The sequence below is a fragment of the Nocardia sp. NPDC102475 genome (assembly GCF_055584605.1).
Window position 1 is genome coordinate 141,288 of the sequence record NZ_JBVJLS010000008.1, and the last position, 16,463, is coordinate 157,750.

Sequence of the window (16,463 nt, forward strand, 5' to 3'; positions counted from 1 at the left end):
AATGCCAACACACCTTCGAACAAGCCGAGCATTTCCGGGACTACTTCCTAGCGTTTGTCGTTACATCTCAACCTCCCCCCATGCACCGTCATCTACTCAGCTCGACACCACCGGCAGCAGCTCATCCAACGGCACGATCTCGGCCGATTCGGGCACCACGACCTCGGCGGATGTGCCCTGCTCGAGCACCACCGCCCGCAGATCCGCCAGCTGGGCGGTATCGATGGCGGCCAGCGCGGCCCGATCGGCGATCAGATGCGTCACCCACTCCTCGGCGAGCGAGGCACCCAGGTCTTCGTCACCCGGCACCACGATCAGACCGGCCCCGGTCGCACCGGCGCTCACCACCTCGAGCAGCGTCGCCGCCGAATCGGACCGGCCGTGCTGGAAGGTGCGCGATTCGAAGGTCAGATCGGTGCGGACACGCAGGCGATCGGCCGCGGTGGCCAGCTCGTCGTAGCTCATCCGCACCCCGGTCGCGGCAATGACGAGGGCCGGATCGGACCCGCTCAGCACCCCGGTCCGATTCGCGTGGTTCACCGGTCGCAGTGATTGCGCGGAGATTTCGGCGCTGGTCGCGGCATCGTCGAGGCGCAGCCATTCGATGCCGGCGCCGATCGGACTCGCATCGGTGGTCAACCCGATCCGAACGGAGGGCTCATCGGGTACCGAAGACTCGTCCGCGGGCAGCAGTACCAGCGCCGCACCCGCCTTGAGCACCGCCCACGCGGCCACCGCCCAGTCGGGACCGCGCTCCAGCCGGATCGCCACACCCGTCCCCGGACCGCAACCACGCCCGATCAGCACCCTGGCCAGCTGAGACGACTTCGCATCGAGTTTCCGGTAGGGCATTTCCTCCTCGCCCCACACCAGTGCGGGCGCGTCCGGATCGTCCTCCACCGCGGCGGTCAGTAGGTGGGTCAGCTCGGTGCCGTCGGTGGTTGTCGTGCCATCGGTCGTGGTGCGAACCGGATCCTGCTCGTCGACAATATCGATGCCGCCGATGCGCATGCCCGGATCGGCGACCACCGCGGTCAGAATGCGCTCCAGCATGCGCCCCAGCATGCGCACCGTCGATTCCTCGAAAAGGTCTGTGGCATAGGTGAATACCGTTACCAGATCATCCGGCGTCCCATCCGCCCGCAGGCGCGGTTCGACGACGACCTGCAGATCGAACTTCGCGACGACATCGCCCGCGTCCAATGCCGCGACCGTGAGATCCGGCAGCTCCAGACTCGGCTGTTCGAGATTCTGGAAGACGAGCATCACCTGGAATAACGGACGCCCCGGGGAGACCACCTCGACCACCCGCTCGAACGGCAGATCCGCATGCGCGAATGCGGCGAGATCCGTCGCACGCGTCTGCTCGACCAACTCGTCGAATGCCATGCCGCGCTCGACCGATGTGCGCAGCGTCAGCGTATTGACGAACATGCCGACCAGCTCGTCCAACGCCCGCTGACCGCGCCCGGCGATCGGCGTGCCGATGGCGATATCCGAACCACCGGATAGCCGGGCGAGCAGGACCGCCAGCGCCGCGTGCACCACCATGAACACCGAGGATCGATGCTCACGTGCGATCCGGACGAGACCCTCGTGCACCTCGGCGGGCACGGTCCAGCCGACCGATGCGCCACGCCCCGACGCCGCCACCGGACGTCGACGATCCAGCGGTAGCACCGGTGCGCTCGACAGTCCGGCGAGCTGCTCGCGCCAGTACGCCAATTGCCCTGCGGCCACGGAGTTCTCGTCGTCATCGGTGCCGATGACCTGGCGCTGCCAGAGCGCGAAATCCGCGTACTGAACCGGAAGCGGCGACCAGCCGGGGGCCGCACCGCCCACGCGGGCGAGATACGCGGTCACCAGATCCCGAGCCAATGGGGCGAGCGAAGCACCGTCGGCCGAAATGTGGTGCACCACGACAACGAGCACATACTCGTCCCCGTCCGCCAATAGTCGAGCCCGCACCGGAACCGCTTCGGTCACATCGAATCCGGCCGACGCCAGCTCGACGACCCGGCCGAGCACATCGGTGGTGGTCTCGACCTCGAGTCCGTCGGGCAGCACCTCGGCGGCAGGCAGAATCTCCTGATATGCCTGCCCACCGGTACCTGCCGTGGGGAACCGGGTGCGCAGGGCCTCGTGCCGCACCAGCACATCCTCGACGGCTTGGCGCAACGCCGCGACATCGAGCGCGCCGGTCAGCCGGATCGCGAACGGCAGGTTGTACGCCGGAGATTCCGGATCGATCCGATTGAGCACCCACATCCGTTGCTGGGCAAGGGAAAGCGGCACCCGCTCCGGACGCTCGACGCTGGTCAGCGGTACGCGCGCGGCGGCGGCACGGCCCGCACCGGGGATGATTCCGGCGGCGAGTGCGGCGACGGTCGAAGTCTCGAAAAGATCGCGCACGGCGACATTCGTATCAAGCGCATCGTTGATTCGCGCCACGACCCTGGTAGCCAGCAGCGAATTACCGCCGAGTGCGAAGTAGTCGTCATCGAGGCCGACCCGCTCGATGCCCAGCACCTCGGCGAAGACGGCGGCGACGATCTCCTGCGTCGGGGTGATCGGTGCGCGGAACTCGCGTGCGGTGAAGGTCGGCGCGGGCAGTGCCTTGCGATCCAGCTTGCCGCTGGTATTCAGCGGGAAAGCATCCAGCACCACGATGGCGGCCGGAATCATATATGCCGGAAGCACTTCGGCCACCGCGGTCCGCAATTCCTGCGGCTCGACCTGCTGTCCCGGCCGCGGCACCACATATCCGACCAGCTGATCACCCGACTGCGCAACCGTTGCCGCAGCTTGGCTGACCGAAGGCTGGGCGAGTAGCGCGGTCTCGATCTCGCCGAGCTCGATGCGCTGACCACGGAACTTCACCTGGAAGTCACTGCGGCCCAAGTACTCCAACCGGCGCGGGTCCTCGCGCCACACGACGAGGTCACCGGTGCGGTACATCCGCGCCCCGGCGGTGAACGGGTCGGCGACGAAACGATCCGCCGTGAGATCCGGTCGCGTGACGTACCCGCGCGCCAGCTGCGCCCCGGCCAAATACAGCTCGCCGACCACCCCGGCGGGCACCGGCCGCAATCGCGAATCCAGCACGTAGACCTGCGAATTCCACTGCGGCAGGCCGATCGGCACGGTGGTCTGCTCGATCGCGTCCGCACGCCATGCGGTAATCGACACCGCGGCCTCGGTCGGCCCGTACAGGTTGTGCACAGCCGCATCCGACACCGCACGCAGCGCGGTCACCGTCTCCGGCGGCAATGCCTCGCCGATCACGAAGATATCGCGCAGTGTCGAACAGGAGCCGGGCGTCAGATGTGCGGCGAATACCGTCAACATCGAGGGCACGAAGTCGGTGACGGTAACCCGTTGCGTGGCAATCGTTTCCGCGAGATATACCGGATCACGATGACCGTCGGGCGTGGCGACCACCAGCTTCGCACCCGCACGCAACGGCATGAAGTACCCCCACAGGGATACGTCGAATGTGGTGGCGGTCTTCTGCAGATACACATCATCGGGACCGAGCGGGTAGTGCGCGAGCATCCACTCGATCTGGTTGTCGATGGCCGCGTGGGTGACCGCAACCCCTTTCGGGCGACCGGTGGAACCCGAGGTGAAGATGACGTAGGCGGGATTGTCCGGCGAAACCGGCCGCAGTAGTTCCGTCGGCAGCACCGGATCTCCCGAGAATTCCGACAGCTCAACGGAATCCAGGTACACCACCGGCGTATCGCCCGTTGAAACGGCATCGGCCGTCGTGGTCAGCACACAGACGGGTGCGGCGGTATCGAGGATATGCGCGATCCGCTCCCCCGGATGATCCGGATCCAACGGCACATACGCACCACCGGCCGTCACGATCGCATACATGCCGACGACCAAGTCGATCGAACGCCGAACCGCCAGTCCCACCAGTGCTTCCGCACCCACGCCCCGCTGGATCAACAGCCGCGCGAGCCGATTGACCCGCTCGTCGAATTCGCGATAGGCGACTTCGGTCCCCTCAAAGGCCACCGCGACCGCATCCGGATGTGCCGCCACGGCACGGCGATATCCTTCGAGCAGCAGTTCCGGCACGACCGGATGCGCGGTGTCGTTCCAGTCCCGCAGCATCCGCTCCCGTTCGGCGGGCGCGAGCAGCTCCAGCTCCCCGACCACCAGGTGCGGATCCGCGGCCACCGCGCCCAGCACCCGATTCAGGCGCTGCGCGAAACCGGCCACCGTCGCCTCGTCGAAAAGGTCGGTGGCATAGGTGAACGATGCCGCCAGACCGTTCGCCGCACCATGGTCCTCGCGCGGCACGACGGTCAGCTCGAGATCGAACTTGGCCTGCACGACTCCCAGATCGATGCCGGAAACGGTGAGGCCGGGCAGTTCCAGTTCGGGCCGTTCCATGTTCTGGAAGGTCAGCATCACCTGGAACAGCGGATGCCGCGCCATCGAACGCACCGGATCGAGCAGCTCGACCAGTCGCTCGAACGGCACATCCGCATGTCCGAAGGCCGCCACATCGGCCCGCCGGAAGTTGCGCAGCAAATCGTCGAACGATAGTTCGGGGTCGACCTCGCCACGCAGCACCAGCGTATTGACGAACATTCCGATCACATTGTCGAGTGCGGCATCCCCACGACCGGCAACAGGGGTGCCGACGGCGACATCGGTGGTCCCGGCCAGCCGGGACAGCAGCACCGCCAGCGCCGCGTGCACCACCATGAACAACGTCGAATGATGATCGCGGGCAATCCGTTCGAGTGCCGTATGCACCTCGGCATCGATCTCGAAGGCGAAGACGCCGCCGCGGCTGGACAGCACCGCCGGACGCGGCCGATCGGTGGGCAGCGCCAATTGCTCGGGCAGTCCGGCCAATTCGGTGCGCCAGAATGCGATCTGCTGAGCCAGCAGCGAATCCGCGTCGTCCTCCGCGCCGAGCACCGTCCGCTGCCAGATCGCGTAATCGGCGTACTGCACGTCGAGCGGCTGCAGTTGTGTACCCGCACCGACCGACCGAATCGAATAGGCGGACATCAGATCCCGCGCCAGCGGCCCCATGGAGAAGCCGTCGGCCGCGATGTGGTGCACCACGCACACCAGCACCTGCTCGGATTCGCCGAGCCGCACCAGACGTAGTCGAATCGGCGGCGCTACGGCGACATCGAAACCGGCGACGGCCGCGGCGATGACCAGCTCGGGCAACTCGGCCGCACTCGCGGACACGATCTCGAGCTCCGGCACCGCACGGGCATCATCGATCGGCAATACGACCTGGATGCCCTCGCCATCGATCTCCGGATACACCGTCCGCAGTACCTCGTGCCGCGTCACCAGATCGCGCGCCGCCGCACGCAGCGCCTCGATGTCGAGCACTCCGGACAACCGCACCGCCAGCGGAATGTTGTTGACGCCGCTGGTCGGATCGAAGCGGTTCAGGAACCACATGCGCTGCTGCGCGTAGGAGAGCGGAATCCGATCCGTGCGTGGCTGCGCGCTCAACGCATGTCCGGCCGCCGCAAGTACTGTCAACCGTTGAGCGAGTTCCGCGACTCCAGGGGCCTCGAATACCAACTGCACCGGCACCCGTGTGCCCAGCGCGGTACCGATGCGCGCGGCGGCCTGCGCGGCCAGCAGCGAGTTGCCGCCGAGTTCGAAGAAGTCGTCATCGACACCGACATCCACACCGTCGGCGAGCAATAGCGCCGCGTACACCTCGGCGACGACCTGCTCTTCCCGCGTGGACGGCGCACGGAACTCCCGAGCCTCGAAAACCGGATCGGGCAGAGCGGCGCGATCCAGCTTGCCGACCGGCGTCAGCGGCAGTTCGTCGAGCACCACAATGGCCGTGGGCACCATGTACTTGGGCAGCGAACGCTCCAGTGTGGCAACGAGTTCGGCGGTATCCACGACGGCATCGGTGCGTGGCAGCACATACGAGACGAGCGCGGTCGTACCCGATGGCAATGTCTTGCCGAGCGTGGCCGCGAAATCCACATCCGGATGCGCGGTGAGCGCGTTATCGATCTCGCCGAGTTCGATGCGCAGACCGCGAATCTTCACCTGGAAATCGGATCGCCCCAGGTATTCCAGTACGCCGGTTTCGTTGCGCCGCACCAGATCTCCGGTCCGGTACAGCCGCGCACCGGGCGCACCGGCTTCCGCGCCGAACGGGCTGGCCACGAACCTTTCCGCGGTCAGTCCGGGCCGTCCGAGATAGCCCTGCGCCAGCGCGGGTCCGCCCAGATACAACTCGCCGACAACACCCGAAGGTACCGGCCGCAAGCGCGAATCGAGCACAAAAGCCCCGACCCCGGCGACGGTGCCGCCGAGGGTGACCGGTGCGCCGGGTTCCATCTGCCCGGTCGTGACCATGACCGTGACCTCGGTCGGGCCATAGGCATTGAAAACGGCCCGACCGTCCCGCGCCCAGCGCTCGACGAGTTCGGCACCGAGCTTGTCGCCACCGGCCACCACGGCCCGCAGTTCGTCCAGCCCGGCCGGATCGACCGATTCCAGCGCACCCGGGGTGATCAGCAGATGGGTAACCCGTTCCCGGCGCACCAGATCCGCGAGCTCGACACCACCGAATACCGTCGGCGGCGCGATCACCAGCGTCGCACCCGCCGAGAAGGTGAAAAGCAGCTCCATCAGCGAGAAGTCGAAGCTCGGTGAACTCAGATGCGTCACTCGCGAATCACCCGTCAGCGCATACCGCTGACCGATCGCGGCCAAACCGGCCAACCCGGCGTGCGTGACCACGACACCCTTCGGCCGTCCGGTGGAACCGGAGGTGTAGATGACATAGGCCGGATGCCGCTCGTCGAGCCGCCGCACCCGATCGGCATAGGAGACCGGCCGCTCCGGCTGCGCGGCGATCCGCGCGGCCACCACTGGATCATCGAGTTCGATCCAATCGACCGATGTGCCGAGCACCGCGCGATGCGCCGCAGTGGTCAGGCCGAGCGCAGCACCGGAGTCCGACACCATATGCGCGATCCGCTCCGCGGGATAGGCCGGATCCACCGGGACATAGGCCGCACCCGTCTTCGCGATCGCCCACACCGCGAGAACGGACTCGACCGATCGGGCCAGCGCGGTAGCGACAATGTCACCGGGGCCGATGCCGCGTGCTATGAGTTCCCAGGCCAGCCGCGAGGACGCCTCGTCGAATTCGCGATAGGTCAACTCGCGCTGGTCGGCCGGATCACCGGTCGGGTTGAAGCGCACCGCAACCGCATCGGCGGCGGATTCGACGGCAGCGGTGAGCAGTTGACCGAAGAGTGGGGTGCTTGCTCGGCGCCGACGGTTGGTCCGAACAGATCGACTCGCCCTATCCATTCCCAACCATTCGCCTTTCACATCGAGCACATGACAGGGTCGAACAACCGCACACGGAATTCCGCCGCCGCATTCGCTCCTGCGCAACGCAATCGGGTAATCGTCTTGGTGAGAGCTAACTATCCGCGAATACGGAGTGCGTGGTGCTATCTCCGAATCCGTTGTGACACAAGCCCTCAAACATCCCGGGACACTGATCGTTCAGCATTCGTCCCATGTTGTCCACTCGAGCGTTCACTTGCTCGAGCTATAGCCATCCTCGCCTCGTCGCCTGCACGCCTGCCTGGAACCGGGTGCTCGCACCGAGCCGCTCCAGCAGCCGCGCCGTGCGCCGGACCACGGTTCGACGGGACATGCCTAGTCGGCGAGCGATGGTGTCATCGGTCGCACCCAGGCCCATCAGGGTCAGAATCGCCTTATCCCGCTCGTCGAGTTCGTCGGCGGCCTGGTTCACCGAAATCGGCGCCGCCAGCGACCACAGCACATCGAAAGTCTTGACCAGCAACCGCAATCCGGGCGATCCGGTAATGCGCAGACCCATCGGATCCGGGCGGCGCTCGTCCGCGTGCAGGACCAAGCTCGCGCGCTCGTCATCACTGATGATCAGCTTGAACGGCGGCTCCGGCAGGGTGCGCGCCTGTGCCCCACTGGCATTGGTGGACAGCGCGTGCCGCAACCTTTCCGCATCCTGGTAAATAGTGTCCTGATATAGCGTCTGGTAGCGGATGCCGTCACCGATCCGAGAGCGCTTGAGCAGGAACAGCTGTCGCTCGCGTTCCGGATCGCTGAGATAGGGACCGCGTTCGATCACCTTGACCGTGTTGCGGGCCGAGGTCTGCACCTCCTCGAAATCCGCGAGCATCTCCAGGCGTTCGAAGACCGGCACGATCGCGCCGTTGGTACGCGGTGAGCGGCGCACCGATCGGAACGTCTCGCTGAGTCGCGCGGCCGCGGCGTGCATCTGGTTGATCTCGTGCTGCCTGCGCCGCGCCTCGGCTTCGGACAGCGATTCGGGGGCGTGCGCATCCCAGATGGCCTCACCGTCGGCGGAGAGCTGACTGACCGCGGCCTGCAGGTCGGTCAATACCTCCAGCGATGCGGCGGCGGTTTCCTTCGAGACGCCCAGGTATTCGGCGACCTCGCCCAGGCTGGATCGCGGATGATGCACCAGCGCGGCGTAGGTCCGCCCATGCGGTGATCCAGGCTCGAAGATATCGCCCAGCGCAGTCATCGCCTGAGCCTAACGACCGTACGGTCCCCACGGGGCCCCCGTCGGAATATCAAGCCGGGCAAGAAAATCAGTGCGCCGACGGGCCCCATTGCAGCGGGACACCCTTGGCTGCCAAGTACGGCATCGGGTCGACCTTGTTGCCGCCCTGATCCCAGATCTCCAGGTGCAGATGCGGTCCGGTCGAATTGCCGCGGTTGCCGACGGTGGCGATGACATCGCCCGCGTTCACATGCTGCCCGGCGTGCACGAACATCTCGTTGACGTGGCCGTAGACCGCAATGGTGCCGTCGTCCTGCTGGATCCGCACCCACAGGCCGAAGCCGGAGGCCGGGCCGGCCTCGATGACGGTGCCGCTGCTCACCGAGTGGATCGGCGCGCCGAGCTGATCGGCGAAGTCGAGGCCGTAGTGGAATTCGCCCCAGCGGGAACCGAATCCGGAGCTGATCTCACCGGCGACCGGACGCACCGCGGGAGCCGGGGCGAACTGCTGCTGCGCGCCCTTGAGGATCTGTTCGACCTGAGCCAGCGGGCCCGCGATCTCCGGCGGCAGATTGCTGATGCCGAACGGATTGGCGACCGCGTCCGCGATCGGCGCGGCCACCGGAGTGGCTGTGACGGCCTGCGCGGCTTCGGCGACCGGGGCCGCGGCCTTGGCCTCTTCGACAGGTAATTCCGCCGTGCCCTTGAACGTGATGGGCGCGGCGGCTTCCTCGTCCCCGTCGTGCGCACCCGGCAGGAGCGGGGCGGCAATGGCAGGCGCGACCTGGGCTGCGGTGCCGATGAGGGCACCGGCGGCTACCGCGGCACCGGCCGCGACCTTCACCCGGTCGGTGGTCGACGGCTCGGCGCGATGCCGCGTCGGCCGACCCGCAATGCCGTCGCCGATGAGGCTCATGACGGTTATGGAACTGGGGCCTACCCGATGCTGCGACAAAGCTGGTCCTTGCGCTCGACCTACAGTGACTCGATGGCTTCCGAAGTTTTGTAACGTTTCGGCATCCGTTGTGACGGGAACTCTACCTCGTCGTGACCATTCCGCAACCTTCTCGACCAAAATCCCGGTTTAGGGCCAGGTCAGACGTGCGGGTCGGCATCACGAAGCTGCCCCTTTCGAGCGACCTGCAAGCAGTCGCCAGCGGCGACCTATGCGCCACACTGGACCCGTGATCCTCAACGAGTTGAGCGTTCCGATCGTGCTTGCGCCGATGGCGGGCGGGCCATCCACGCCGGAGTTGACGGCGGCGGTCTCCGCGGCGGGCGGCCTCGGCCTGCTGGCCGCCGGATATCTGACCGCGACCGATACCGCGGCGCGACTCGCGGCCACCCGCGAACTGACCACCGCGCCGTTCGGCGTCAACCTCTTCACCCCGGGCCCTGCCGCCGCGCCCGAGAATTTCGCCGACTATCTCGCCGAGTTGGGGCGCACCCACGAGGTCGGGGTGCCGAAGTACGACACAGATGAATGGGACGCCAAGCTCGAGTTGCTCATCGATGCGCCGGTCGCGGTGGTCACCTTCACCTTCGGCTGCCCGAGCGCCGCCGAGGTCGCCCGGTTGCACGAGGCCGGTTCGGAGGTCTGGGTGACGGTCACCTCGGCCGCCGAGGGTCGGATCGCGGCCGAGGCGGGTGCCGATGTGTTGATAGCCCAGGGCGCGGAGGCGGGCGGACATCGCGCCACCTTCATCGATCGCGTCGCCGATGACATCACCGATCCACTCACGTTGCTCGCACTGCTGCAGATCCTCGACGCGACCGCCGACCGGCCGATCGTGGCCACCGGCGGCATCACCACGGGGGCCGGCATCGCGGCAGCACTCGCGGCCGGCGCGGCGGCCGTGCAACTCGGGACCGTTTTCCTGCGCTCGCCGGAGGCGGGCACCAATCCGGTACACCGCGCCGCGCTGGGCGCCGATACCCCGACCATGCTGACCCGCGCCTTCACCGGCCGCCGGGCGCGCGGCCTGCGCAATCGGTTCATGGACGAACATTCCGCGACAGCACCGGCCGCCTATCCGGAAATCCATTACGCCACAGCGCCGTTGCGGGCCGCGGCCCGAGCGGCGGGCAATCCGGACGATGTGAACATGTGGGCTGGCCAGACCCACACGCTGGCGCCCGAGCTACCGGCTGGTGAACTGGTCCGCACCCTGGCCGCTGATGCGAAAACCGCGCTGACCACAGCACTTTCGGGACGAATCCAGTCTTGTTGACAACAGTTTCCGTTTAGAATCGAGGGGCATCGCAACAGCCATCCAGGTCAGGAGAGCGCTATGTCCCTCGATGTTCCCACCGCCCTACTCGAACGCGCCGAACGCGGCGAGGTCGACGACGCCGACTTCGTCGAGGTCGTGCGGGTCTCGCTCCCGTATGCCTGGGAGGTCGTCAGCCGGGTGGCCGGTGAGCTGAATTCCGGCACAGCCGAATTCGCCGATAATGTCGTCGCGCCGCCCGACGAGGTGGCCCGTGGACAACTGCTGCGCGCCATGGCCTCCGACGCCATCCGCGGCGGCCTGGAACGCCATTTCAACGTGAAGCTCGCCTTCCAGAACTGCCACCGCGTCGCGGCCTTCCCGATCGCCGCCGTCGGCGGCGAAACCTACTCCACCTTCATCGGGACTCGTGCCCAACTGCTGAACCAGAGCCCCGAACTGCGCAACTGCTGATCGGCAGCGCAAAACCCCGGCGCGGCAGGGATTTTCCGGCCGCGCCGGGGTCGCGCGTAGTGTGAGCAGGCATGAGCGGCAACGATCTTCGCGACGAGATCGATCGGCGGCTGCATCCCTGGCTGCCGCAACTCGGCTCGGATCGCGGTGCGTACACCAACCATGTGCTACGCGTGCTGGAGCTGTGCGATCTGCTCGACAGTGGCTCGGGCAGCCTGCCGAGCACCCGCGAGGAGTTCCGCACCGCCGCGGCCTTTCACGATCTGGGGATCTGGACCGCGGGCACCTTCGACTACCTGGCGCCCTCCGCCGACCTCGCACTGCAATGGCTCGACCAGATCGACCGCGCCGACTTGGCCGACCTCGTCGTCGCGATGATCGACGAGCACCACAAAATCCGATCTGCGGGTCCGGCCACCGACCCCATCGAGATCTTCCGTCGAGCCGATGCGATCGATGTCGAATACGGCCTGCTCGGACGCTTCGGGATACCTCGCTCCACCTACCGCGAACTGGCGAAGCGGTACCCCGACAAAGGCTTCCATCGCCGGTTGGTCCAACTGGCCGCCAAGCGAATCCGGACGAACCCCACGTCACCACTGCCGATGCTGAAGTGGTGACGCGGGGTTTGTCGTTCTAGGACAGCGTGGTGACCGTGAGGTCGCCGTCGGCGTACTGAGCGCGCAGGCGCTTCTTGTCGAATTTGCCGACGCTGGTCTTGGGGACCTCCGCGATGAAGGTCCACCGTTCCGGCAGCTGCCATTTGGCGAATTTGTCGGCGAGGAAGTCCCGCAGCTCTTCGGGTTTGGCCTCGGTACCCTCGGCGAGCACGATCGCGACCAACGGGCGCTCATCCCACTTCTCGTCCGGCACACCGATGACCGCGGCCTCGGCGACGGCCGGGTGGCCCATGACCGCGTTCTCCAGATCGACCGAGGAAATCCACTCGCCGCCGGACTTGATGACGTCCTTGGAGCGGTCGACCAGGGTGAGGTAGCCGTCCGGGCTGATCTTGCCCACATCGCCGGTACGCAGCCAGCCATTGTCGAACTTGTCGGGGTCGATCACCGCGCCGTCCGGGGCGTAATACGACCCGGTGATCCAGGGACCGCGAACTTCCAGCTCGCCCAGCGACTCTCCGTCATTGGGGACCACGCTGCCGTTATCGCCGACCAGGCGGGCCTGCACACTCGCCGGGAAACGGCCCTGGGTGAAGCGGTACTCCCATTCGTCCTCACCCTCTACCCCGGCGGGCGGATGCGCGACGCTGCCGAGCGGGGAGGTCTCGGTCATACCCCAGGCGTGCAGGATGCGGACGCCGTGCTTTTCCTGGAAGGCACGCATCATCGACGGCGGCACCGCCGAACCACCGACGACCACCGAACGCAGATGCGAGATGTCCTGCGGCTTCGCCGCCAGCCCGGCGAGTACACCACCCCAGATGGTCGGGACGGCCGCGGCGAAGGTCGGCTGCTCGGTGGCCATCATTTCCAGCAGCGGACCGGGCTGCAGGAAGCGGTCGGGCATCAGGACATTCGCGCCCGACATCAGCGCCGCATACGGCAGGCCCCAGGCATTTGCATGGAAGAGCGGGACGATGGCGAGCGCATAGTCGCGGTTGGAGAAGCCCATGCTGGTCGGCTGGCACACCTGCATGGCGTGCAACCAGTTGGAGCGGTGCGAATACACCACGCCCTTGGGGTCACCGGTGGTGCCGGAGGTGTAACACATTGCGGCGGCGGATCGTTCGTCGATCACCGGGTAGTCGAAGGTATCCGGCTGCGCGGCGAGCAGTTCGGCGTAGGAGTGCACCTGGACGCCCTCGGGAGCCTGCAGCGCCGCGGCATCTCCATTGGCCACGATGACGTGGCGGACGGTCTTCAGCTTGGGCAGGTACTGGGCGAACATCGGCACCAGCGTGCCGTCGACGATCACCACCTGGTCCTCGGCGTGATTGGCCACGAAGACGAGTTGCTCCGGGAAGAGCCGGATATTGAGCGCGTGCAGCACCGCACCCATCGCGGGTACCGCGATGTAGGCGACCATATGCTCGTTGTTGTTCCACATGAAGGTGCCGACCCGATCGCCGTCACCAATTCCCAAGCCGCGCAACGCATTTGCGAGGCGTGCCGATTCGGTGCCGAGCTCACGGTATGTCATGGTGCGTACGCCGGTGCCGGTCCAGGTCGATACGGTGGAATCGCCCATGAACGTCGATGCGTAGCGCAGCAACGTCGCCAGCGACAACGGCTCGTCCTGCATGGTGCTCAACATCGGTACTCCTTTTTCTACGGTGGCTACGGCGGCCTGCCGACCATGAGCCACATCACACCGGGGATGCTACCCAAGAGTAGGGCGCACAGAAGGCCCCGTAGCCGATCCCATCAGCAGGCGGGTGCCATCAGTTTGGCCAGCTGGGCCGCGATTTGCGAGGGGAGTCGAATGGCGGCCCCAGGTGTGCCCGAGAACCGCCATCCGACGACGCTCGACGGCAAGTCAGACCGCGGAGTGAGCGGGGTAGGCGTGGACGAGGGCGCTGTCGAGTTTGGGGACGGCATGGGTGAGGGTGTGCTCGGCGCCATGGGCCAGGCGGTGGGCATCGGCCAGGGTGATGCTCGGGGCGACATCCAGTTCGACATCCGCATGCAGGCGGTGGCCGATCCAGCGCATTCGAAGGCTGCGCACGCCGAGCACACCGGGTTCGGCGACCAACGCCTGCTCGGCGGTGCTCACCAGGGCGGGCTCGACGCCATCCATCAAGCGGCGGAACACATCTCGCGCGGCCGTGCGCAGTACGGCGAGAATCGCGATCGTAATCAGCAGACCGACAATGGGATCGGCGAGCGGGAACCCGAGCGCGACACCACCCGCACCGATCAGCACCGCCAATGAGGTGAATCCGTCCGTCCGCGCATGCAATCCGTCGGCCACCAGTGCCGCCGAGCCGATCCGCCGCCCGACCCTGATCCGATACAGCGCGACGGTCTCATTGCCCACAAACCCGATGAGTCCCGCTGCCGCAACCCAACTCAGATGCTGGATCTGCACCGGATCGATCAGCCTGCGCACCGCCTCGTACCCGGCGACGATCGCGGACAACGCGATCATCCCGACCACGAACAGCCCGGCCAGATCCTCGGCCCGCCCGAACCCATAGGTATAGCGTCGCGTCGCCGCCCGCCGACCGAGCGCGAAGGCGATCCACAGCGGCACCGCGGTCAGCGCATCGGAGAAGTTGTGAATGGTATCCGCCGCCAACGCGACCGAACCGGAAGCCAGCACGATCAATACCTGGAGCACGGCGGTCAGCCCGAGCACCGCCAAGCTGATCTTCACCGCGCGGATCCCGACGGCGCTGGACTCCAGCGCACCGTCGATGCTGTCGGCGGCATCGTGACTGTGCGGTACGAAGATCTCGCGCAGCGCACCGCGCAGTCCACCCGGATGGTCGTGGTCATGGTGCACACCGTGGTCGCGCCCATGATCGTGGTCGTGCTCGCGGTCCGGACCGCGCGAATGTCCGTGCTCATGATCGTGGTCAGCACCATGCGAATGCCCGTGGTGGTGACCACGCGAAATGTTCTGCCGGCGTTCAGAATTGCGCTCGTGACTCATTCCGCCACCGCCTGATCGCGAGCAGGCAGTTCGCGTACGGAACCTTCGCCGCGGTGATGCGGAGGTACGCCGGGGCCCGAATGTTCGGCGTTGTACACCGCATCCACGACCAACTGGCGGACGTGTTCGTTCTCCAGGCTGTAGAAGATGGTGGTTCCGGCGCGGCGGGTCCGAACCAGACGAGCCATGCGCAATTTGGACAGGTGTTGCGATACCGAGGGGCCGGGCTTGCCGATGTGACCGGCCAGATCATTGACCGAGAGCTCCCGGTCGACCAGCGCCCACAGGATCTGTACGCGGGTCGAGTCGGCCAGCATGCGGAAGACCTCGACGACCAGCCCGACCTGGTCCTCCGCAATCGGCAACCGCAGTGGCTCGTTATCTGCATTCATACGCAGATAATAGAACTATGGTGCGTCAGATGGAACAGTCCCTTCGGACCGGCCCGACGGCGACACCTCTGCACGGCCGCCGATAGACCGGTCCGCTCCAGCTCATCGGTTCAGTCGGTGTGACTCGTTCGCGGTCAGTACCGACGGGCGCCCGCGTAGGGCATCGAGGAAATCGGCGACATGATCACGCCGGTCCCATAGGTCGAAGCGTGGATGACCTTGCCGTCACCGGCATAGAGCGCCGAGTGGCCGCCGTTGTAGAAGGACACCACGTCACCGGGCTCGAGCTCGTCCCGGGCGACCGGGGTGCCCGCGGACAGCTGCTCATAGCTGGTCCGCGGCACCTTCACCCCGGCCTGCTTATACGACCACTGCACCAGCCCGGAGCAGTCGAAGGCATCCGGACCCGTCGCGCCCATGCTGTATCCGGTGCCGACCTTGCCGCGTGCCGCGTCGACCGCGATCGCACCGTGCGTGCGTTCCGGCGTCACCGCGGGCGCGGGTGGCGAGAATGGCGGCTTGATGCCGAGAACACCGCTGAGGTACGCGATTTCGCCGCGGAACATGTCTGCGGGCACCGTAATTCCGGTTCCCGGAATCGTCGCGAGTGCCGGCGGCTCGGCACCGGGGGCTCCGGCGGGCGCCGATCGCCCGGCCTCTGGAGCCGAACGTTCACCCCACGGAATCACCACGGGCAGTGAGCGCCCCGCCTGCGGCGCGGACCGTTCCACGCCGGGTATCGCGAGCGGAGCCGACCGCTCCAACCCGAACACCCCGACGGGTATCGAGATTTGCGCACCCGGAATCGCCAGCGGAATCGAAAGTTCCTTCCCGCGGACCTCGACCGGCGCGATCTCCGGGACAGCGACCGGATGCTCGACCGCGGGAACCAGCGGGAGTTCCGAACGCTCGATACCCAAAGCCCGCAAGGGCACCGCGAGCGCGGAACCCGGCGCAGTCAACGGCGCCGACAGCTCCTCGCCCCGCGCCGCGACAGGCACGGCACCCAAAGGAGCGATGTAGTTCTCAACCGCAGGAATCAACGGAAGCGCAGAACGCTCGACACCCAAACCCCGCAGGGGCACCGCGAGCGCGGAACCCGGCGCAGTCAACGGCGCCGACAGCTCCTCGCCCCGCGCCGCGACAGGCACGGCACCCAAAGGAGCGATGTAGTTCTCAACCGCAGGAATCAACGGAAGCGCAGAACGCTCGACACCCAAA

At 66.7% G+C, this 16,463-nt stretch carries 10 protein-coding genes; 3 read left to right on the forward strand and 7 right to left on the reverse strand.

All coding sequences use genetic code 11. The annotated features are described in order from the left end of the window. Nucleotides 1-96: 96 nt before the first annotated feature. The 3 genes from ACZ60G_RS16685 to ACZ60G_RS16695 all read right to left on the reverse strand — a co-directional run bounded on the left by ACZ60G_RS16685 (nt 97) and on the right by ACZ60G_RS16695 (nt 9,467). Nucleotides 97-7,371 (reverse strand): amino acid adenylation domain-containing protein, encoded by a 7,275-nt coding sequence (locus tag ACZ60G_RS16685; protein ID WP_465810985.1) that lies wholly within the window; start codon nt 7,369-7,371, stop codon nt 97-99. Nucleotides 7,372-7,588: 217 nt separating this feature from the next. Next, complete coding sequence (locus tag ACZ60G_RS16690) at nt 7,589-8,572, reverse strand: DNA-binding response regulator (protein WP_465810986.1); 984 nt, start codon at nt 8,570-8,572, stop codon at nt 7,589-7,591. A 67-nt stretch (nt 8,573-8,639) separates the two neighbouring features. After that, nucleotides 8,640-9,467, reverse strand: coding sequence for a M23 family metallopeptidase (locus ACZ60G_RS16695; protein WP_465810987.1), 828 nt, complete (start codon nt 9,465-9,467; stop codon nt 8,640-8,642). A 250-nt stretch (nt 9,468-9,717) separates the two neighbouring features. On the opposite strand from ACZ60G_RS16695, the gene ACZ60G_RS16700 reads away from it, so the two are divergent. The 3 genes from ACZ60G_RS16700 (at nt 9,718) to ACZ60G_RS16710 (ending at nt 11,855) form a co-directional block, all read left to right on the forward strand. Next, nucleotides 9,718-10,782: a nitronate monooxygenase gene (locus tag ACZ60G_RS16700; RefSeq protein ID WP_465810988.1), complete on the forward strand. Its 1,065-nt coding sequence runs from the start codon at nt 9,718-9,720 to the stop codon at nt 10,780-10,782. A gap of 60 nt (nt 10,783-10,842) precedes the next feature. After that, on the forward strand, nt 10,843-11,235 hold the full coding sequence (locus tag ACZ60G_RS16705; RefSeq protein ID WP_465810989.1) for an SCO5389 family protein: 393 nt from the start codon (nt 10,843-10,845) through the stop codon (nt 11,233-11,235). 71 nt (nt 11,236-11,306) lie between these two features. Further along, a complete protein-coding gene (locus ACZ60G_RS16710) occupies nt 11,307-11,855 on the forward strand; it encodes an HD domain-containing protein (RefSeq protein WP_465810990.1) in 549 nt (182 codons plus the stop codon). A 16-nt stretch (nt 11,856-11,871) separates the two neighbouring features. Here the strand turns inward: ACZ60G_RS16710 and ACZ60G_RS16715 are convergent, their stop codons facing one another. The 4 genes from ACZ60G_RS16715 to ACZ60G_RS16730 form a co-directional block, all read right to left on the reverse strand. Further along, nucleotides 11,872-13,509, reverse strand: coding sequence for a long-chain fatty acid--CoA ligase (locus tag ACZ60G_RS16715; protein ID WP_465810991.1), 1,638 nt, complete (start codon nt 13,507-13,509; stop codon nt 11,872-11,874). Between the two features lie 222 nt (nt 13,510-13,731). Beyond that, complete coding sequence (locus tag ACZ60G_RS16720; protein WP_465810992.1) at nt 13,732-14,850, reverse strand: cation diffusion facilitator family transporter; 1,119 nt, start codon at nt 14,848-14,850, stop codon at nt 13,732-13,734. Then, on the reverse strand, nt 14,847-15,242 hold the full coding sequence (locus ACZ60G_RS16725; RefSeq protein WP_465810993.1) for an ArsR/SmtB family transcription factor: 396 nt from the start codon (nt 15,240-15,242) through the stop codon (nt 14,847-14,849). Before ACZ60G_RS16725 ends, ACZ60G_RS16720 begins: the two co-directional genes overlap by 4 nt. Before the next feature lie 134 nt (nt 15,243-15,376). After that, a partial coding sequence (locus ACZ60G_RS16730) for a C40 family peptidase (RefSeq protein WP_465810994.1) occupies nt 15,377-16,463 on the reverse strand: 1,087 nt, incomplete at its 5' end.